This window comes from Blautia acetigignens (genome assembly GCF_025566865.1).
Taxonomy (GTDB): domain Bacteria; phylum Bacillota; class Clostridia; order Lachnospirales; family Lachnospiraceae; genus Blautia_A; species Blautia_A acetigignens.
Genome location: NZ_JAOQJM010000024.1, coordinates 12713 through 33578 on the forward strand (window position 1 = coordinate 12713; position 20866 = coordinate 33578).

A 20866-nucleotide genomic window follows, 5' to 3' on the forward strand; every position below is an offset into this window, starting at 1 on the left:
ACTGAAATTATTGCTGTATAAGCAAAGCTTCAGGTGGGGATTTTTAAATTAATTTTGTGATTTGGCAAAATTTTCATTTTGCATTTGAATATATTCGTCCAGTCCGTCAGATCGCATTTGCTTTAACACATTTTCCCACATGTCTACGGCATCATCATTTCCGATAATACAGCTTATAAATTGTTTAAATGCATTGGAGGCGCTAAATTCCTCTGTTGGTTCTTTTGGATAGCTCATAAATGCATAAGGGCGGCTGACCTGCGTAGTGTGTTCTTTGCAGTAATTGGCTGATTCAGAAGCAAGAATAGTTGCAAATTTTCCATAACGGAGGGTATTCATATCATTGACTTCAAAATCTTTCCAGCTTCCGCCCCAGGTTGCAATACCGGAAAACAAAATAGAAGATGGATATTTTCTGGCAAGAGCTGTGGTAAGGCTTTCTCCTTTTGTATCCAGAAGACAGGAATAATTTCCATCTTTATCTTTTTCATAATCAATTCCCTCTAATCCATAGTGACAGAAATCCTGTCCTTCATCAGAAAGAAGAAATTCAAATAGAGCAAGAATGCGCTCTGCTTTTGTATCGTCTACATCCGAGGAAATATAAGATTCCGACCAGAAGCTGCTGGAGGAATTACTGTACCGAATTCCGTCTGGTGCGGGAAAAACAGGAAGTACATCCACACAGTCCTCGAAGGACTTATCATTCAAGGCATCCCATCTGTTTTTTAATTCCATAAGTGAAGAAGGGGAGGATTTATATTCCAGGGCACCGAGCCGTCCTGCTGCGAAGTCGTCCATAACAGAAGAGGGGGATTTGGTGTAAAAATCAGGGTCCAGACCGCCCTCTTCGTACAGCAGGCGATAATCCTTTACTACTTGCTTGAATGCGTCTGTGGACCAGGAAGGAACATAAAAACCGTTATTTTCCGTCCAGGAATAAACATTGCATTCAGGAGCGATGCCAAGAATCACCCATTTTCCAAGTGCATTTATGGAATTAACATTGTAACCAAGCGTATCATCAATGCCATTTCCGTCCGGATCATTTTTGGCAAAAGCAATCGTCATGTCTGCAAAATCCTGAAAGCTTTCCGGATCGGAGATTCCAAGGTTATCCATCCAGTCCCGGCGGACCAGCATGGCAGCATCTGTAGCACCAAGAACTGGATCCAGGAAGGAAACACGGGGAATGGCATAATACTTGCCATCTGTATATCGGGTATAGGATACAGAATCCAAAATCTCATTCAGGCGCGGATAGTCTGTCAGATCCTCCGGCAGAGCACGGATGGCACCGGTATTGATAAAATCGGAAAAGGTTGCGGAGTCATTATTGTCGTTGGAAGAAAGTGTTAATGTGGCAAAAACATCAGGAAGGCTTCCGGTAGCACTTAAAATCTGATAACGCTCTTTGTAATTTGACCAGGTTACTGCTATCGGTTCCAGCGTAATATTAAATAAATCTTCAATATATTGAGTCATAGCATCTGGTTCGGTTGCTTTTTCCATCTCTTCAATATTCCAGTAGCCAACACTGATATTTAAATGCTCATCAAAGGACAGATTCTGGATGGATTCGGGAAGTGCCTGACGGCTGGTTTTTGTAGTAGTTGAAGAGGAACCACAGCCGGTGGCTGTGAAAATCAAAGTGGCTGCAATGGAAATCCCCAATAACTGTTTAGAAATAAGCTCACACATGTTCTTCAGAATCCTTTCGATAAGCGGTAGGTGTACATCCTTTTACTTTTTTGAACACCTTTGCAAAATAAAAATAGTCACTGTAGCCAACCTGAGTGGCAATGGCAAATACGGTCTGGTCACTGTGTGCAAGAAGCCATGCAGCATGTTCAATCCTCAGACTGGTCAGATAGCTGACAAAGGTTCCTCCTGTTTCCTGACGAAAAATCTGACTGGCATAATTAGGATTGATGCTGCAGTATTCTGCAAGATTTTGTATGGAAATATCTTCCTGATAATGCTTTTCTGTATAATCAATCATCATCTGCACAGACTTGTGAGAAGAAACAAGATGCTGAGGATGAAAAATGTTTGGCTGTTCTTCTAAAGAAACTTCTTGATTTTCTGTTTTTTGCTCCTGCTCCTGAAGAAGCTGATAGGCCTTTTGCATGGAATCCATAAGCTCACTTCGGGAAAATGGCTTCAGACAGTATCCGATCGCATTGTGAAACATTGCTTTCTGAGCATATGCAAATTCAGCATGTCCACTTATCATAATGAAAAGAGTTGACAAGCCTTCTGCGTGAGCTGCCTGCAGAATTTCCAGTCCACCCATGCCGGGAAGCCTTACATCCACAAATGCAAGTGCAGGCTGGTGAATACGGATATATTCAAGACCGGACAGGCCGTCATAAAATTCAGTAGTGATTTCAAAATAGTCCTGATTTTTGATGGTAGCAATCAGACTTTTTACAACCCATTTTTCATCGTCAATTACAATTGCCTGATACATATAAATATTCTCCTTTAGATGCCCTGGTGAAGGGGTGAACTGTTACGAGGTTTACAAAGAATCATTTGTCTGATAAGGAACTCGCAGCTGAATATTGGTTCCTACACCTTCCTCGGAGTCAATGATAAGAGTGTAGTCTGCTCCATAATAAAGCACCATACGGCTATTGACATTTAGAATTCCGATGCTGTCGTGATTCTGCGCATCCATTTTTGCCAGATCAGCAGAAGCATCTCCGGTTTTGTCATGGACGGAAGCCGCAATGGAATGGCGCAGCTCCTGTAATTTTTCCGGCGGCATGCCCACACCGGTATCAAAAATCCAGATGGCCAGATAACCGTGCCGGGGATTTCGTCCGGCACCGATCAGAATAGAGCCTGGTTTCAGACTTTTTTCCAGTCCATGGACAATTGCATTTTCTACCAGTGGCTGGATGACCATTTTGGGTATCAGGCAGTCATAGGCATCATCAGAAAAATTATATTCAATGGTGAAGCGGTCTGCGAAGCGTTCCTTTTGGATCATCAGATAAGATTTTACGATTTCCAGCTCTTCCCGCAGAGAAACCAAGTCGTTCCCTTTAATGCTGTATCGAAAAATCTGGGAAAGTGCACCTGTAACCAGAATAATCTTATCAGTCATGCCTTCTGCAGCCATACCGCAGATCATGGTAAGCGTATTGTAAAGAAAGTGCGGATTGATCTGGCTTCGCAGAAATGCAATTTCTGTTTTGCGGTTGTTGGCTTCCAATTCATACATTCTGGTATAGGAATCAAAAATGGTATGATTCAGTTCTTCGGTTTTGATCAGCATTTCGTTAAATGCGTTAAAAATATCGTTGATTTCAGTAGACCCAATTAAGCCCTGATGAATCTGGGCACCTTTTCTGATTGCTTTTCTGTTTCCGGCAGAAATACTTTTCATAAAATCGATCAGCTGTTTCAGCGAATCCAAAAATGGCTTGTAAAGGAAAGTTACAAAGAGGAAGACCAGCAGAAGTATAGCACCTGTAGCGAGAAACTGACGCTGGGAAATAGTTTGGATCTGGCTGGTTAGCTGACTTTTGTCTACAAGCACATAAAGGGAAAGCCCAAGCTTGCGAAAGGAATAGCATTTTGCGATATAGGTTACCGGGGAGCTGTTTGCTTTTACTTCGTAGGTGTCTGTTTCAGACTGAGGTGCGGGGGTGCTAAGAACGGTACGGTAAAGGCTTCTTGTTCCATAAATCAGCTCTTGCTGTGCATTTGCAAACAGGATTTCCGGTTCATAAAGCTTCTGGCTATTCATATTGGCCATAGAGTTGCTAAGCAGATGATTAATGTCAATGGCCAGAAAAAGGATGCCAAGGCGCTGGCTCTGTCCGGTACCTAAGGTACAGATCGGCATGGCAAGGATATGGCAGTTGGTTCCGTTTATTAAGGTGGTGCCAACGGTGCAGTAGGGAAACGAGGTTTCCTCAAGCTTATCGGCAAAGGGCTTGTAGCTGAATGCAGATCCTCCAAGGGAGGCAAAGGTTCCGTCCTGTCCGTAAACTGCAATATCAGAAATATATGGATTCAGAAGGAAGGTGTTTTCCAGCTGTGTTCGCAGCTCCTGATAAGCTTCATAGGAACTCTGCCTGTTCTTACTGCTGAGAAAATCCTGAACTACAGAGCTGTATGCCACGCTATAGCATATATTTTCGTAGCTATCGTAGGCTTCCTGGGTATTTTTGGCAAGCTGCGAGGAGTAAGAGTCCAGACTGCTGCTAAGAAAGTCAGTCTGTACCCGAACGTAATCCTGAGTGTTGTATAGTGTAATGCCTGCTGTGCAGACAATAAATAATACTAAGATAATAGAAAACTGCCGTCCAAGGGGAAGCAGGATTGTTTTGTGCTTTTTCATATATAATGCCTGTCCTTTCTTAATCCTATTTTACAATAAATCCTTTACAGGGTGTCATGGAAAATTATTGGACAAACCTGAGAATATTCCATATTTAGTGGGAAAACTCTGAAAAAAATGTAAAATATACATGAAAAAATTATGAATCTTCCATTCAAACACTGCGATTTATACAATACAATAATTACATCAGAAAAACAAGACCGGAAGGAGAGAGAAATATGGCGAAAAGGTCAAACACCACGTCCATTCCATATGCGGCAAAGAAAAAAACATTCTGGCAACTGCTATGGAAACAGAAAGCCCTTTGCATTATGGCACTGGCACCGCTGATCATACTGATCATTTTCAAATATGTTCCAATGTATGGAATTCTGATCGCATTTAAGAATTATAAAGCATCAAAAGGTGTCTGGGGCAGTAACTGGCTGGAGCCTGTACTGAAAAATTTTATTAAATTTTTTAAAAATGTAAACAGTGGACAGATTATATGGAACACACTGAAAATTGGAGTTCTGAATCTGCTATTTACGTTCCCGGCGGCAATTATTTTTGCCATTCTGCTGAATGAGTTAAGAGGAAAGGTATTTAAAAGTGCAGTACAGACAATTTCCTATATTCCTCATTTCCTTTCTGTAGTAGTTATCTGCTCTATGTTAAACGGATTTGGTTCTACTACCGGACTTTTCAACGATGTGAGAGATCTTTTGGGAATGGCGAGAGTGGACATGAATAATGGAAGCCAGTATTTCCTTCCTTTATATCTCGGCTCACAGGTATGGCAGACAGTAGGATGGAGTTCCATTATGTATTTGTCCGCATTATCCAATGTAGATGTAACCTTGTATGATGTAGCAAATATTGACGGTGCAAACCGCTGGCAGAAGATCAAAAATATTATCTGGCCGACTATTAAGCCAACCACTACGATTCTTCTGATCATGAATCTTGGAAACGTGCTGAACAGTGATTATACCAAGATCCTTCTGATGCAGAACGACACAAACAGAAGTCAGCTGGAAGTAATCGGAACCTTTGTTTACCAGAAAGGTATCGTGGAAGGTAAATTCTCGTATGCAACAGCCGTAAACCTGTTTATTTCAGTCATTGGCTTTGCTCTTGTATTTGGAGCAAACATGATTACCAGGAAAATCAACCCGGAAAACAGTTTGTGGTAGGAGGAAAAATTCATGTCATTTGGAAAAGCAAAAAAACAGAATAACAAAATACATATTGGCAGCAGAGCATTTGACGTGTTCCTCATTGCATTCATGATCATTGTATCGATTATATTTCTGTATCCGTTCCTGAATGTAATTGCCACTTCACTGTCTAGCAACCGCATGATCACAACCGGTCAGGTTACTTTCTTTCCAAAGGAATTTCATTTGGACGGATACAAAGCTTTATTCAAGGATGAGAATATCCTGGGAGCTTACTGGAACACGATTGTAATCGCCGTGGGAACTATGATCGTCAGCCTGGTGCTGAATTCCCTTATGGCTTACGTTATGATGGCACCGGAATTCGTACTGAGAAAACCATTGTCCATTATCCTGCTGATCACTATGTTTTTCAGTGGTGGTACAGTTCCTACTTACCTGCTGATCCAGAATCTGGGTCTGTATGACAGCTGGTGGTCACTGATTTTGCCAAATGCGGTAAGTGCTTACAATATTTTCATTTATCGTTCGTTCTATCAGGGAATTTCCCCGGAAATCAGGGAAGCCGCCCGAATTGACGGAGCCAGTGAGTTCCAGATTCTTACAAAGATTTATGTGCCCCTTTCAAAAGCATTGTACGCAACCTTCGGTCTGTTTTCCGTTGTTGGCGTATGGAACAGCTACTATGAAGCACTTCTTTACATTAAGGATCCTGCAAAACAGCCGATTCAGATGCTTCTTAGAAAAATTGTATTTACATCTGGTACTGCAAACATGAGTGATGCACAGCAGATGATCAGTAACGGTAACCTAAACAGTCTGAATGTACAGTATGCCTGCGTAATCGCAACCATAGGACCAATCCTTCTGGTATATCCGTTCATCCAGAAATACTTTGCACAGGGCGTACAGGTAGGAGCTGTTAAGGGCTGATATTCAGATTATACGGAAGCTGGGGGACAGCTTTCCTTATAAATAAAAGACACACGTTTACTATTCAACAATGTCTAAAAAAGAAAATGGAGGAAATTATGAAGAGAGAAACCACCAAAAGACTTACCGCTATGGGAATGTCAGTAGCAATGGCTGCAGGACTTTTCACAACCATGGGAACAACTGCTGTATGGGCAGAGGATTCAGCACCAAAAGCAACAGCTGCAGATAATGGCATTGAGCTTCCGGAGCTTGAGGACGGAACCTTACATCTGGAAGTAAGCATCGCAGATTATCAGCAGTCTTCTGATGGAACACTGGTTCAGGAAAAATGGCAGGAGGCTATGGAGAATTACCTTGGCTGCAAGCTTGATATCACATGGACAAGAACACCTGCAACGGACTATCAGGCAAATGAGCTGGTTGTACTTCAGTCTGGTTCAGTTCCGGATATTGCTACTGTAACAAAGGGATCAGCTGTCAATGAGTACGGTGAGGACGGAACCTTATTAAATCTTGCTGATTATTCCGATTATATGGTTTACTATCCGGAATATATGAAAGAGACAAACGGTGGCGAGAATTTTGCAAAGAATGAGGACGGATCCATGTATTACTTTATGGATGGCTTCTACAACCCGGATGATATCCAGGGAGCACAGTCCTTCACAGCATTTGCATATCGTTTTGATCTTCTTAAGGAAAACGGCTGGCAGCCGGCTGCTACACTGGATGAGTTTACACAGCTTTGCTCTGACATGCAGGCAAAGATTGACGATGGATCACTTGATCTTGATTATGTTATTATCAACAACACAAAAGATTATTCCCTGTACCGTGGATTTGTTGGAATTTTCCATACATGGGACTGCCTGTACTACAATGGTGAGGAATGGGTATTTGGACCGATCGAGGATAACTTCCGTGAGTGCCTGAAATATCTGAACAGCTTATATGAGGCTGGATATATTGATCCTGAGTTTGCAACAGCAGACTTCAATCAGGGCCAGACAAAGGCTACCACAAATGTTGGCGGTATTTGCCCGACACTTTGGTCTGGATCTGTAGCGAGCTGGAATGCTGCTAAGACAGATGACAACATGGAATGGGGTCTTGCATATCTTCCAGAGAATACAGAGTATGGTACTGCCTGGAAATGGGGTTCCAGACAGGCAGCAAAATCTCTGAATGCAAATATGGGTATTTATATCAGCGCAGAAACCGAGCATCCGGAATATGCAGTAGCAATGATTGACTATCAGTATTCTGATGAGATGGTAAACCTTATGAACTGGGGTGTTGAAGGCGAAACCTATACAGAAGCTGATGGAACTAAGACTTTCGTAGATGATATTCTGAACGATGCAACACCTGCAACAAAATCCGCTGAGTATGGACTTACCTCTTCTAGCGTTTGCAGAACCGGTATTCCATTTAACCCGATTGATTTCAACGCAATGCTTGAGGTTGCTTCTAATCCGGAGCCATGGTGGAATGCTGAAAAAGGTTACTATGAAGGAAAATACTGGGTTGAGTCTGATGCCAACGGCGGAGAGGATTCTGTTTCCCCATACGACAGAGCACCGGTTACCTATCTGACTGCCGAAGAGTCTTCTGCAAAAGCAGAGCTTGGATATGGCGGAACCTGCGAGACACGAGTAAAAGAGCTTGCGCTTCAGTTTATCACAGGTGAGAACGACATTAATGATGACGATGCATGGGAAGATTACATTGATGACATCAAGAGCCAGACAGATGAAGACTTTGATGAAATCATTGAAACTCTGAATGAGAAAACTGTTAAATAAGATAAACAATAAGGCTTTAAAAATTCTGCTTTCATAAAGAGAAGCCCTCTCCAGCGGAAAGGCACAGGTTATGTGCTTTCGCTGGGGAGGGCTTTTTAATGTGGGGGATATGAAAAATCTACATAGGAGATATACGTTTTTTCCATTCAAAATATATCAGGTAAATTTTATAATAAATTATCCATAAAGAGGGAGGAATATGCAATGAAACTGTACGATCTGATGACAGATAATCGCCGGGAAAATATCCTGGTAGGAAGTAAAAAACCTGTATTTGGCTGGAGAGTTGAGACAGAAAAAAGGAATGTGCGCCAGGAAAGCTATCGGGTGCAGGTCTGGGATGAGCAGGGAAATTCTGTTTGGGACAGCGGAACTGTAGAATCTTCCCGGATGGCTGGAATTCAGTATGAAGGAAAGGAACTTCAGTCAGGAAAAAGAATGACCTGGCATGTAAGCTGTACATTTTCCAGCGATGAAGGCACGATGACCGCAGAAGAAGAGAGTTCCTTTGAGACTGCTTATTATAATCGCGAGGACTGGAAAGGAAGGTTTATTGGCGAGACAAAAGACCATGAATATCACCTGTATCGGAAGAAGTTTGGCTGCAAAAAGGCGGTGAAGCTGGCCAAGCTTTATGTGTGTGGAATGGGGGCTTTTGAGTGCTGGATTAATGGAAAAAGAGTGTCTGATCATGTAATGGAACCGGGCTGGACAGATTTTCGAAGGACCTGCTTTTATACGGCTTATGATGTCTCGGAATATTTTGCAGAAGGGGAAAATACAGAGAACGTAATTCTGGTAAAGCTGGGGGATTGTATGTTCAATGTTCCGGGAGGTCGCTATGTGTATTTCCAGCGTTCTTACGGAAAAGCTAAGTTTTTGTGCCAGCTGGAGCTGGTTTATGAGGATGACAGCCGGGAATATGTGGTGACGGATGAATCCTGGAAAAGAGCAAAAAGTCCGATTGAATTTTGCTGTATTTACGGTGGAGAAGATTTCGATGGAAGAAGATGGACAAAGGAATATTTGAACTCAGATACATCAGAAATTTGGGAAGCTGCCGTGTGTGTGGAACCACCTTTAGGGGAACTGAAACCGGCACCAATGGAACCATTAAAGATAAAAGAAATCTATCAACCTGTTAGTGTAAGAGAAGTAGAAACAAGGGTATGGCAGTATGATCTGGGGAAAAATTTTTCCGGATGGGCAAGGATTTTCCTGAAAACAGATGGCAGAAAAGCAGGACAGAAGGTGGTTCTGAAAACTGCAGAAAAGTTAGATGAAAACGGACGGATTGATCAGTCTGTAACAGGAAAAGATTACGCCTGGACATACATTTTAAATGGGGAAAAAGAACAGGAATTTGCACCGGATTTTACGTATACAGGGTTTCGTTATGTGGAGATGACAGGGGCTGTTCCAGAAAAAGAAATCACTTTACAGGGGGAATTTATTTATCCGGATATCGACCAGGCGGGAGATTTTTTCTGCTCGAATACTCTGTTTAATCAGATACATGAAATTGTTTTACAGGCAATTAAAAGCAATACAAAAAGTTATTTCACAGACTGTCCACATAGGGAAAAGCTAGGCTGGCTGGAGCAGACACATCTGATCGGACCTTCCATTATGTATAATCTGGATGTGCATAATCTGTATGCAAAAATTGAAGGAGACATGGCAGATTCCCAACGGGAGAATGGTCTGATACCGGATATTTGTCCGGAATATGTGACTGGATTTGATAAGTGGCATAAGGGATTTCTGGATTCACCTGAGTGGGGAAGTGCCTGTGTGCTGGCTCCCTGGTATGCATATAAACGCTACGGAGATCTTGCATTGCTGGAAAAATATTTCCCGGTAATGAAGAAATATGTGGAGTTTCTTTCGTCTAAAACACACCATGAAGTGCTTCATCACGGGCTTGGAGACTGGCTTGATATCGGTCCTTGCACCCCGCATTCCCAGAACACTCCGGTTCCCGTTGTGGCGACTTGTATTTATTATTATGACCTTCAGATTATGGCAAAAATAGCACAGCTTCTCGGTAAAAAAGAGGTTGCAGAAGCGTATCAGAAGAAAATGAAGCTGGTATTTGAGGAATACAATCTGCAGTTTCTGGATGACCAGACCGGACGTTATGCAAACGGCAGTCAGGCGGCACAGGCCATGAGCCTGATCGTGGGACTGGTGCCGGAGGAGTATCAGGATAAAGTGGTTTCGCAGCTGAAGGATGATGTGGTAAAAAGAGGCTATGCCATCACAGCTGGCGATGTGGGACATCCGTTTTTGATTGCTGCACTGATGAAATATGGCATGTCAGATGTGCTCAATGAGATGACAAATATTACAAATAAACCAGGATACGGCTATCAGGTCGTAAATGGAGCAACAACCCTTACTGAGGAATGGGACGGACCAGAACCTGGAAACATTCACGGTTCCCAGAATCACCTGATGCTGGGAAGCATTGAGGAATGGTTTTATGGATCTCTTGGAGGAATGGAGCTGGTTCGCGACGGGCTCCCATTTGAAGAAATCCGAATTCAGCCGCATCCGGAAAAATCCGTGGACTGGGTAAATGCCTGGACCATGCATCCGTATGGAAAAATCAATGTAAAGTGGAAAAAGGAAAATGAGAAAACCAGGGTTTTCTGCCAGATTCCGCCGGGACTTACAGCGCATTTGGAATCACCGGACGGGAAAGAAATCATGATTGTGGGAAGCGGATATTATGAGTATGAGATATAAATAAGAAAACAGTAAGGATAGATCATCGGGGGAATAATCAATGAAAAAACAGGAGCTGATATGGCTGGATACGGTAGAAAATCCAGAGGGACAGATGGAATTAATCATAAAATACAGAGGGAGCACAAATGAAGAAAATGCTGCAGTCCTTCTGGAAATCAGAGATAAAAATAATGTCCTTGTGAAAGAAAAAGGTGAGCTCAGACAAGACACTGCCAGGGTGAAAACAGCTGTATTTAAATGCCAGGGAGTACTGTGCTGGACACCTGAAGATCCGGCTTTGTACCAGGTGAATATAGTGCTTGAGTTATCAGATAAGAATAATGAGAAGACCTATATAAGGCATGGACAAAAGCTTGGATTTCGTTCTTTGAAGCGGCAAAATCAGCAGGTTTTTTGGAATCATAAGCCTGTAAAGCTGCTGGGAATCTGTTACCGTGAACCAGATTTTAAGATGGAAAATTGGGAGACGGTTTTGCGTCGTGATCTGGAATTATTTAAGGCAGCACACGTTAATTTTATCCGCAGTATTTACTATCCATTCAGTGAAAAAATGTTGGAGCTGTGTGATGAAATGGGCTTCTGGGTGGAAAATACAGCTCCTTTCTATGAACTGGGACAGACCAAAAAAAACATCAGTGAGCTGCCACATATGCAAAAAGAATTTGAAACAGCAGCAGAAGAATTGCTTGCAAATGGAAGCCATACCAGTGTGCTTCTCTGGTCACTGGGACATGATTGCGCATGGGGAGTAAATTTTGGAATCATTCGTGACCGCATCAGGGAACTGGATGATATTCGCCTGATGACCTTCCATTTGCCAATGTCCATTCCAGAAGAAGAACCACAGATGGATGTATGGCCGGTTCATGATATTGACTGGCATCTTCCTTTTGACAAGACATATGATCAGATGGTGATTTTTCACACACCCGGGGCAGAAAATGAGATTGGATATATGATTGCAGATGCAGACTATCCAGTGCCTGTACTTCAAGAGGTATGGTCACCGGTAGTATGCCATAACCGGGATGAAATTCAAAGAGATCCTGGAATCCGTGATTTCTGGGGGAAAAGTATTCATACTTTTGTGGAAAAATCAGCTCGGACTCCAGGGTGCCTTGGTGGTGCAGTTCTGGCTGGCGTGGATGAGGACGGCAGCTTTGAAGGGCTGATGGATTATGAATGGGGGATTCTGGATGTGAATCATAATCCAAAGCCAGAATATTATCATTTGAAAAATGCATATGGAGCAGCTTCAAAAGAAGCATACGCGGAGTGGGAAAATGAGAATTCTGCTGTGGAAACAAAGATAAATTGTTTCAGAAAGCAGAATGAAATCTGTAATACAAACTGGAAAATTCAGTGGACGGAAGATGCCCTTCACATAGAAAATGACAATATTTTTTATATTTTTTCCAGAAAAAAATGTCTGCTAAAGGAAGCAGGGCTTATACAAAAACAAGGAAAAAAAGTACTGATAAAAGGCGGCCCGTTTTTGAATACAGCAGGATTCTTACTTGGAAAATGGATAGGGAGAAGCCTTGAAATTTGTTCTGTGGATGGGGCAGAAAATGTACAGATAAAGATAAGCGGAACCTATAAAAATACCCTTGATATTTGTTTTTATCTTACTCTTTTTCAGAATGGAATACTAGAAACTGCATATGAAGTTCAGAAGCTATTCCGCCATATGCCACACCGCGTGAAAGCAGAAATCGGCATTTCAAGTGGTGGCTTAGGAGAGAAGGGTGGAGCTTATTATGTAACAGAACCGGATAGAATACGAATGGTTTCTCAGGGGTGTAAGGTTCGGTTAGAACCGGCACCTGAATTAACAGAAGGAGCTATTGTAAATAATTTGGATCCGCGAATAAATTATGTAGGTAATTGGATAAAAATGGAAGATTACTGTGGAAATCTTAACGGATCTGAGACATTAAGCAATACAGCAGGAGATTACGCAGAACTGAGTTTTACAGGGACAGGGATCACTGTTTATGGGCCATGGGATATTTTATATGGGATGTGTAACGTATATTTGGACGGAGAACTCTGGAAGAAAGATGTGAGTCAGTACCCGCCGAAAGTGGATTTTCCGGGAATGAGCAGAGGCTATGAAAAACGCTATAGACAGATACTGGCAGAGGTACATGGACTGGAAGAAAAAAAACATACACTTCGCATAGAGGTAACCGGAACAAAAGAAGCAAAAGCGCAGAATACATACACTTCAATTGATTATGCAGTATTGGAAGGAAGCAGTTATACAGGTGGATTCAAAATGAATATTGCAGTAGACTTTAATTATCCCAGAATGGTACGAGGCTGCGTTCGAAGACCTGATGTAAAGCTGATTCCAGGCGTGTGGGAGTCTTTCAGAATACAAATGCTGTTGGAGGAAGACAAATGAATATGACTATAGATGAATTAAAAAATTATCCTATGCCAAGAGTGATTCCCCTTCCAAAATGGAGTAAAGCGGCAGAAAATTCAGTAATCTGCCTGGATGGAAACTGGAAAGTAACAGACAAAAAAGATGGTGCAGTACAACAGGTTCAGGTGCCCTTTGACATGGGAATTCTTCACAAAAAGGGATTATCACAGCACTACAGATATGAGAGGGAGATACAGCTTCCAAAGAGAGAGGAACATAGTCGTATTGTGCTGAAATTTCAGGGGATTAATGGTTTTGCTACAGTCTATGTGGATGGAAAACAGGTGGCATATCATGAAAACGGGTTTATTACATGGAATGTGGACATTACGGAGGAAGTATGTGGAAAACAGACGCTTTCACTTGCTATCGATGTGGATGAAGAATCAGATATTGTCAGTGCCTATAGCCATGGCGGGATGCTTCACAGCAGCTGGCTGTATGTATTGCCGGAAGCTTATGTGAACGCACTTTACTTGTCACCATTGTTTGATGAGGACATGGAAACCTGTAGCCTGCGGGTGGATATGGATCTGGCAGATATGCCTGGAAGCATAGATGGGAAGGGGAAAATACGGTCTGTAGAAATGGCTGCCGGGAAGGAAAAAGGTCGGCTTGCTAGTGCTGCTGTATATAAAGCTGAGTTTGCATTATATGATCCAAACGGTATAAAAACAAAGGAGAAATCCCTGGTTTTAGACAATAAAATAAAAGGCTATTACACCGATCAGCTGTACGTAGTCAACCCGGTTCTCTGGGATGCAGAGCACCCAAGACTATACAGATTTGAACTTACATTATATAAATTAGATTCTATCTCTGGTACCTGGGAACTACTGGAAAAGGCAGAAAAAAAGGTGGGTCTCAGAAAGCTGGAACGCAAGGGTAATCGTCTATTTGTAAACCATAATGAGGTGAAATTACGCGGTGTGTGCCGCCATGAAATCAGTCCAAGAAATGGACGTGCATTGACCAATGAGCTGATTGAACAGGATGTAGCATTGTTTAAAGAAGCAAACTGCAACTATATTCGAACCTCCCATTATCCGCCAAGCGAATATTTTCTTGACCAGTGTGATGAGCATGGAATTTATGTGGAGGATGAACTGGCACTGGCATTTATTGCAAGGACATTGCCCTATACACAGCGTGATCCTAAGGAAACAAACCGTTATCTCAGTCATTTTGCAGAAACAATGGCAAGGGATTACAATCATCCTTGCGTAATTATCTGGTCTCTTTGTAATGAGTCCTTTGGAGGTCATAACTTTGATCTTATTAATCGCTTTGCGCATTTGAAGGATCCTACCAGAATGACAAAATTCAGCTATCCAATGACTATTCGGGAAGAACATGAAATGCCGGATATCTGGAGCATTCATTACTCTGAATATAATGCTGATCTGGCAGGAAAAAAGGACAATTTAAGTGTGGGAGGTGCACCTGGAAAAGATATGCCTGTGCTTCATGACGAATATGTGCATGTAGCCTGCTACAACCGTGAGGAGATGCGAAGAGATCCAAACATCAGAAGCTACTGGGGCGAAAGCATCCGTATTTTCTGGGATAATATCTGGAATACAGAGGGTGCTCTTGGCGGTGCAATCTGGGCTGGAATCGATGAAACGGATCTTTATGATGGTGGGAACGGACAGATGGAATGGGGAATTATTGATGTCTGGAGAAGAAAGAAACCGGAGTTTTACATGACCAGAAAAGCCTATTCTCCAATTAAAGTTATTCACAGCGAAGTAAAGGTTCAGGAGAAAAAGGTTCTGTTGATTATAGAAAATCGTTTCTGTCACACCAATTTAAATGAAGTCAAAGTGCAGTGGAAATGCGGTGACGAAAACGGTATCTGGAAGCTTCCGGAATGTGCGCCGGGAAAGGTGATTAAGGTTTTACTGCCGCTGGAAAATGCAGAGGATCAGTCTCCGGTTACACTGGAATTCCTGGATGGAAATGACTGCCAGATAGATGAAATGAAGGTGTTTTCCCGAGATTATGTGGAAGCTCCGCTGTTTGAGTTAAGTGCAGATGAAACAGAAAATATAAAAGCTTTAAAGATTCATAAAGAAAACCAGGAAGTTTTCATAACGGGAAATGATTTTAAGTTTTCTTTCAATGTTAAGACCGGCCTTTTGACCGGCGGCTGGGCAAAGCAGAATAATAAAATTCTGGTTGGCGGTCCAATATTAAATGTCCCATACCTGAAGCTAGGAGCCTGGTATATGACCTCTTTTGCAGTGAAAGAAAACCGGAATTTTGTAGAAGTTCGAATTCAAGGCGGATATGAAAAAACGCTATCTATAGAGTGGATAATAGAGATTCAAAATGACGGAACCTTCTACACAACATATCAGATCCTTCACCTGGAAAAACATCTTCCCAAGCAGATAAAGCTTCGTGTAGGTGTAGATTGCGGCGGGCTGGATGAGCTTGGAATAGCATACATTCTGGATCCATCTGTGGACACCTTATCCTGGAGAAGAAATATGGATCCGGATCAGGAGGGACGAATTTCTCTCTATCCAAAGGACCATATTTCCCGAAATCAGGGAACTGCAAAGCGCTTTACCAGATCCAATATCTGGGGTGAAATGCCAGTGACTTCCTGGGGAGAAGACATGCGAGATGATATTCTTTTTGGGCGTTATGATGGAGAATATCATGGAAGTAATGATTTCAAAAGTACCAAAGAGGATGTTGCAGAAGCGTATGTTTATAATGAGAATCGAACTAAAATACAGGATGCATTTAATAGGGAAAAAGATGCTGAAAAAATTGGAATGCTGAAAATATTCGGTGCCAAAAAGAAGTCCGATCAGAATGGAAGTCGGGAAGTCTCCAAAGCTAATATCCGTTTGGAAGTGCTCGATCCGAAAGAAGAAAAAATTCTGGAATCTGATTCGCGAATTGCCTATACCGGAACCTGGTATCAGGTAACGGATAAGAAGGAAAGTGACCACGGAACGGAGATGTGGAGCAGGGAAAAAGGCGCCGCATTTACCTGTAAATTTCAGGGCACCGGAATCCTATGGTACGGCCCTCAGGATCCTGCGTTTGGTATGGCAGACGTATATGTAGACGAGGAAAAGAAAGCCTCCCATATCAGCCAGAGAAGTGCCGGAGTTGATTTCTCCTGCTGCTCTGCAGGTTACGATAAGTGCTATCATTTGCCGATTTTTTCTATTAAAGACCTGCCTTATGGAGAGCATACGATTCGTATTGAGGTGTGCGGGGAAAAAGCAGAAGACGCCACGGATTGCTACATAGTTCTGGACTATTTGCGAGTACTTGGAACGAATCATACAGAGCCTGTTAAGCTGATGATAAACCAGGATTTTTCTTACCCGCATATTTCCTGGGGAAATGTGAGAAAGCCTCCGCTTATTATGAGAGACGGCACCTGCGGCACTGTTAAGATGAAAATGTGCGCAGTCACTAAAACATGCCAAGTTGATAAATAATAGATTATAAAACAGGAGAATACATAAAATGATCGAATTAACAGACCCGAAAATACAGAAGTATCTGACTCCTTACTGTTATGAAGAACCAGTACTTCATGGATCCGGAATTCTTGGTGCATTTGATGAAAAAGCAGTAGATATTCCATTTGTTTTCTGGCATCAGAACAAGTATTATATGTTGTATACAGGCTTCGACGGCAAAGGATATCAGTCAGCCTTAGCAACCAGTGATGATCTTCTTCACTGGGAGCATAAAGGAGTAATTCTCAAACGAAATCTGGATTCCGACCGTTGGGATCGCATTGGCGGTGCAGCCACCTGGATGATTAAAGAAAGTGATGATTTTAATCAGATTCCAAAGCTTGGAAAAGTAGATGGAAAATATTGGCTGGTTTATCATTCTTATCCTTCCACAGGCTATGAAAATGGCCCCGCTGAAATTGGTCTGGCGTGGACAGAAGACGAAGAGCTGCTAGACTGGCATTTTCCTGATAAGCCTTGCTTCTCCTGGAAAGACGGTGCCGACTGGGAAGCAGGCGGACTCTATAAAGCCTGCATTATCCGCAATAATGACATTTGGTACATGTTTTATAATGCAAAAGACAAAGAAGAACGCTGGACAGAACAGACAGGTGTTGCAACCTCAAAGGATCTTCTTCACTGGGAAAGATATGAAGGAAATCCAGTGATGAAGGTAAACCGGGAATCCTGGGATGAGCGTTTTGTGTCTGATCCATATATTGTGAAGGATGGAGATATTTGGGTGAACTTTTACTTTGGTTATGGCAAGATTTATGAGGATGGACACAGTCATGCACAGGAAGGACTGGCCCTGTCTGCTGATCTTCTTCACTGGGAAAAGGTAAGGGAGCCAATCCTTTCTTTTGGCTCGGAGGGAACTTATTATAGCGGTCATGTACACAAGGCATCTATTGTAAAAAAGGATGACACCTTGTACCATTTTTACTGTGCAACCCGCCCTTGGAAAGAAGGAGATCCTACCAATGCATACGGCGAATACAGAACCATATGCGTAGCAGCAAATATGAAATTTTGATCTGATTCTGATAAAAATAATCGCACATAAACGAACCAATATTATGATACAAAAGAAACAGGAGATCGTATGAAACATTTACAAGCTTTGCTTCAGGGAAAGTGTACCAGCCACATTTTGCCATTCCTTTGGATGAAAGGGGAAGATAATGAAACAATCGGAAAAGAGCTGGATAAAATAGAGAAATGCGGTATCCGTGAGGTGTGTCTGGAATCCAGACCACATCCGGATTTCTGTGGCCCTAAGTGGTGGGAAAATCTGGATTTTATTTGTGCAGAAGCTGAAAAAAGAGGGCTTCGTCTCTGGATTCTGGATGACAAAAAGTTTCCAACCGGATATGCTAACGGCGGATTTGAAAAGCACCCGGAAAAGTCAAAGCTGTACCTTGTAGAGCGACATATGGACATTATGGGTCCCTGCCGCAGCGGTGCAGTCCTGGTGGAAAATTTTATTCCTTCAGATGGAAGACTACTGGGAATTCTGGCAGTACCAAAGCCAGATGGACAGACCTTGGCAGTAAGAGGAAGCGGCATTTTGGATCTTACAGATACCATGGAAAACGGTTTTGTGTACTTTGATCTTCCGGAAGGAGCTTATCGCCTTTTTATCTTATTTACCACCAGAACCGGGGGCGGAAGAGATCATTATATGAATCTGATCGATTCCTCATCTGTCAAGGTATTGTTGGATGAAGTTTATGAAAAGCATTACGCTCGCTACAGTAAATATTTCGGAAATGTGATTGCTGGCTTCTTCTCTGATGAGCCAGAGCTTGGCAACGTAAAAGGCTATCCCTTTGACAACATGTTAGGCCAGAAAGATATCAGATTGCCTTGGAGCGATGAGCTGGAAAGAAAACTAACAGAGACCTGGAAAGAGGAATTTCTCACCAATCTTCCTGCATTGTGGTACGATTCTGAAGAAAAAACCACAAAGGTTCGTACAGAATATATGGATGCAATGACCCATTTGGTACATACCTGCTTCAGCAATCAGATTGGAAGCTGGTGTCAGGTACATGGTGTAGAATATATCGGACATATTATTGAAGATGACAATGCACATGCGCGGATGGGATGCAGCATCGGACATTATTTCAGGGAAATGGAAGGACAGCATATGGCTGGCATTGATGTTGTTCATCATCAGATTGTACCGGGGTTTACCCAACCGGTTCATCAATGGATTGCAGGAGACCGCGACGGCGAATTTTTCCATTTCGGACTGGCCAAATTAGGAAGCTCGGCAGCTCATATTCAGAAAAATAAAAAAGACCGTGCGCTGTGTGAAATCTTCGGAAACTATGGATGGGCAGAAGGTAATTCCTTTATGAAATGGCTGACTAACCATATGCTTGTAAGAGGAATCAATGAGTTCACGCCACATGCTTTTTCCATGAAATATCCAGATCCTGATTGTCCGCCGCATTTTTATGCAGGCGGTAATAATCCGGGATTTGAGTGTTTCACCTGGCTCATGCAATACATGAACAGGAGTGCCCATTTTCTCAGCAATGGAACCCATCTGGCAGATGCGGCAATCCTTTATCACGGAGAAAGCGAGTGGTGCGGCGAAGCAATGTATTTCCAGAAACCAGGCCGTGCCCTTATGGAAAAACAGCTGGATTATGATGTGATTCCGGCAGATATTTTTGCAGAAGCTATTGTAGAAAATGGAGTTCTGAAGATTCTGGACAAGACCTACGCAAGTCTGATTCTTCCATATGTGCAGTGTTTGGATGAGCGTGTAGTACAGTTTATAGAAGCCAATCAGAAAAATAAATTAAAGGTTTACATAATTGATAAATTGCCTGAAAAAACTACCAAAGGAACAGAACTGCCAGAAGTATTTTCTAAGTGGGTGGAAATTGTAACATTAGATAATTTGGCCCAAAAAGCTGTGGCAGAAAGTGAAAAGCATAGGATGCGTAAACTTGCAGTTACAGATAACGGTCAGGGAACAATTTCCGAAAACCTTCAGGATCTTCGTATGATCGTGAACCAGACAGAGGAAGGGCTTTGCGCAATGCTGTTTAATGAAAGTGTGTCCAGAAGAGCTGATTTTGCTTTGCTTGTACAGGATGAAAAACTGGATGGACTGACTCTTTATGATCCCTGGTTTAATTGCGCTAAAAGCTTTGATTTGAAGTCTTATCCGGCACAGACAGAAGGCTATGCACATCAGATTCTGGGAAGTCTGGAGCCTGGAGAGAGCTGCTTTTTATGTCTGGAATCAATAAAGCATATTAAAGAAGAAGGACAAAAAATTGAGCCTGATATACTTCGTCTTGAGAAACAGACTACCCTCTATATTCCGTGGAAGGTAACTATCAAAGAGGGAAAAACTCTGCAGCTAAAAGCAGATAAAGAGCTTCCAAACATGAACGGAAGGGGTTATTTCCCTGCTTATACGGGAAGCTATCTATATACGGGAAGCTTCACCTGGAAGAAGAACGAAGGAGAGCATTACAGCCTGAAATTCCCGGAAGCGGCGGATTGCCTGAAGGTGAAATTAAACGGAGAAGACGTGGGCTATCTGGCTGGTTTCCCTGCAAAAGTGGAGATTACAGATGCACTTCTGGACGGTGAAAACCATCTTGAAATCAAGGTGGATACTACCCTTGTCTGGAAGTTGAAAGATGGTGCATCCACTCATTTGCAGATACCTGCGACCGGAATTACAGAAGCACCGGTGATAGAGACGTATATGCGATATTAATTAGATGAGTTTGAAATGCTGTTAAACTTGAAGTTTGCGGAACCTGAGAATGCTGTAAATTACAGAAACAATATGAGAGGAAAATTAGTGTGAAAGAAAGTAGAGGACAGCCATAAATGGGCATACTTTAATAAGCTGTCTTAATTAGGCAACTTTTTGAAGCGTTATA

The 20866-nt window shown here is 42.3% G+C and carries 11 protein-coding genes; 8 read left to right on the top strand and 3 right to left on the bottom strand.

What is annotated here, in order from left to right; translation table 11 throughout:
* Window positions 1–48 precede the first annotated feature (48 nt).
* From OCV70_RS17690 to OCV70_RS17700, 3 genes are read right to left on the bottom strand one after another with little or no spacing between them, the layout of a single operon-like run.
* The gene (locus OCV70_RS17690) at window positions 49–1701 is read right to left on the bottom strand and encodes a type 2 periplasmic-binding domain-containing protein (protein WP_262579946.1); all 1653 of its coding nucleotides are present in this window, start codon (window positions 1699–1701) and stop codon (window positions 49–51) included.
* Window positions 1694–2473, bottom strand: coding sequence for a response regulator transcription factor (locus tag OCV70_RS17695; protein ID WP_262579947.1), 780 nt, complete (start codon window positions 2471–2473; stop codon window positions 1694–1696). Before OCV70_RS17695 ends, OCV70_RS17690 begins: the two co-directional genes overlap by 8 nt.
* Window positions 2474–2524: 51 nt before the next feature.
* A complete protein-coding gene (locus tag OCV70_RS17700; protein ID WP_262579948.1) occupies window positions 2525–4357 on the bottom strand; it encodes a sensor histidine kinase in 1833 nt (610 codons plus the stop codon).
* Window positions 4358–4578: 221 nt separating this feature from the next.
* On the opposite strand from OCV70_RS17700, the gene OCV70_RS17705 reads away from it, so the two are divergent.
* The 8 genes from OCV70_RS17705 (at window position 4579) to OCV70_RS17740 (ending at window position 20697) form a co-directional block, all read left to right on the top strand.
* Window positions 4579–5535: an ABC transporter permease gene (locus OCV70_RS17705; protein WP_262579949.1), complete on the top strand. Its 957-nt coding sequence runs from the start codon at window positions 4579–4581 to the stop codon at window positions 5533–5535.
* A 12-nt stretch (window positions 5536–5547) separates the two neighbouring features.
* The gene (locus OCV70_RS17710; protein ID WP_117849489.1) at window positions 5548–6453 is read left to right on the top strand and encodes a carbohydrate ABC transporter permease; all 906 of its coding nucleotides are present in this window, start codon (window positions 5548–5550) and stop codon (window positions 6451–6453) included.
* Window positions 6454–6551: 98 nt separating this feature from the next.
* On the top strand, window positions 6552–8261 hold the full coding sequence (locus OCV70_RS17715) for a type 2 periplasmic-binding domain-containing protein (RefSeq protein ID WP_117849488.1): 1710 nt from the start codon (window positions 6552–6554) through the stop codon (window positions 8259–8261).
* 204 nt (window positions 8262–8465) lie between these two features.
* A complete protein-coding gene (locus tag OCV70_RS17720) occupies window positions 8466–11012 on the top strand; it encodes an alpha-L-rhamnosidase (RefSeq protein WP_262579950.1) in 2547 nt (848 codons plus the stop codon).
* Between the two features lie 40 nt (window positions 11013–11052).
* A complete protein-coding gene (locus OCV70_RS17725) occupies window positions 11053–13425 on the top strand; it encodes a glycoside hydrolase family 2 TIM barrel-domain containing protein (protein WP_262579951.1) in 2373 nt (790 codons plus the stop codon).
* Window positions 13422–16919: a glycoside hydrolase family 2 protein gene (locus OCV70_RS17730; RefSeq protein ID WP_262579952.1), complete on the top strand. Its 3498-nt coding sequence runs from the start codon at window positions 13422–13424 to the stop codon at window positions 16917–16919. The genes OCV70_RS17725 and OCV70_RS17730 overlap by 4 nt, the downstream gene beginning before the upstream one ends.
* 28 nt (window positions 16920–16947) lie before the next feature.
* A complete protein-coding gene (locus tag OCV70_RS17735) occupies window positions 16948–17979 on the top strand; it encodes a glycoside hydrolase family protein (protein ID WP_262579953.1) in 1032 nt (343 codons plus the stop codon).
* Window positions 17980–18048: 69 nt separating this feature from the next.
* Window positions 18049–20697 carry a hypothetical protein gene (locus tag OCV70_RS17740; protein WP_262579954.1) on the top strand — a complete coding sequence of 883 codons (2649 nt, stop codon included), beginning with the start codon at window positions 18049–18051 and terminating at the stop codon, window positions 20695–20697.
* Window positions 20698–20866 lie beyond the last annotated feature (169 nt).

Excerpts from the sequence above, each read along its gene's own strand:
- OCV70_RS17690 (WP_262579946.1), bottom strand. The coding sequence starts at position 1,701 with ATGTGTGAGCTTATTTCTAAACAGTTATTGGGGATTTCCATTGCAGCC.
- OCV70_RS17695 (WP_262579947.1), bottom strand. The coding sequence starts at position 2,473 with ATGTATCAGGCAATTGTAATTGACGATGAAAAATGGGTTGTAAAAAGT.
- OCV70_RS17700 (WP_262579948.1), bottom strand. The coding sequence starts at position 4,357 with ATGAAAAAGCACAAAACAATCCTGCTTCCCCTTGGACGGCAGTTTTCT.
- OCV70_RS17705 (WP_262579949.1), top strand. The coding sequence starts at position 4,579 with ATGGCGAAAAGGTCAAACACCACGTCCATTCCATATGCGGCAAAGAAA.
- OCV70_RS17710 (WP_117849489.1), top strand. The coding sequence starts at position 5,548 with ATGTCATTTGGAAAAGCAAAAAAACAGAATAACAAAATACATATTGGC.
- OCV70_RS17715 (WP_117849488.1), top strand. The coding sequence starts at position 6,552 with ATGAAGAGAGAAACCACCAAAAGACTTACCGCTATGGGAATGTCAGTA.
- OCV70_RS17720 (WP_262579950.1), top strand. The coding sequence starts at position 8,466 with ATGAAACTGTACGATCTGATGACAGATAATCGCCGGGAAAATATCCTG.
- OCV70_RS17725 (WP_262579951.1), top strand. The coding sequence starts at position 11,053 with ATGAAAAAACAGGAGCTGATATGGCTGGATACGGTAGAAAATCCAGAG.
- OCV70_RS17730 (WP_262579952.1), top strand. The coding sequence starts at position 13,422 with ATGAATATGACTATAGATGAATTAAAAAATTATCCTATGCCAAGAGTG.
- OCV70_RS17735 (WP_262579953.1), top strand. The coding sequence starts at position 16,948 with ATGATCGAATTAACAGACCCGAAAATACAGAAGTATCTGACTCCTTAC.
- OCV70_RS17740 (WP_262579954.1), top strand. The coding sequence starts at position 18,049 with ATGAAACATTTACAAGCTTTGCTTCAGGGAAAGTGTACCAGCCACATT.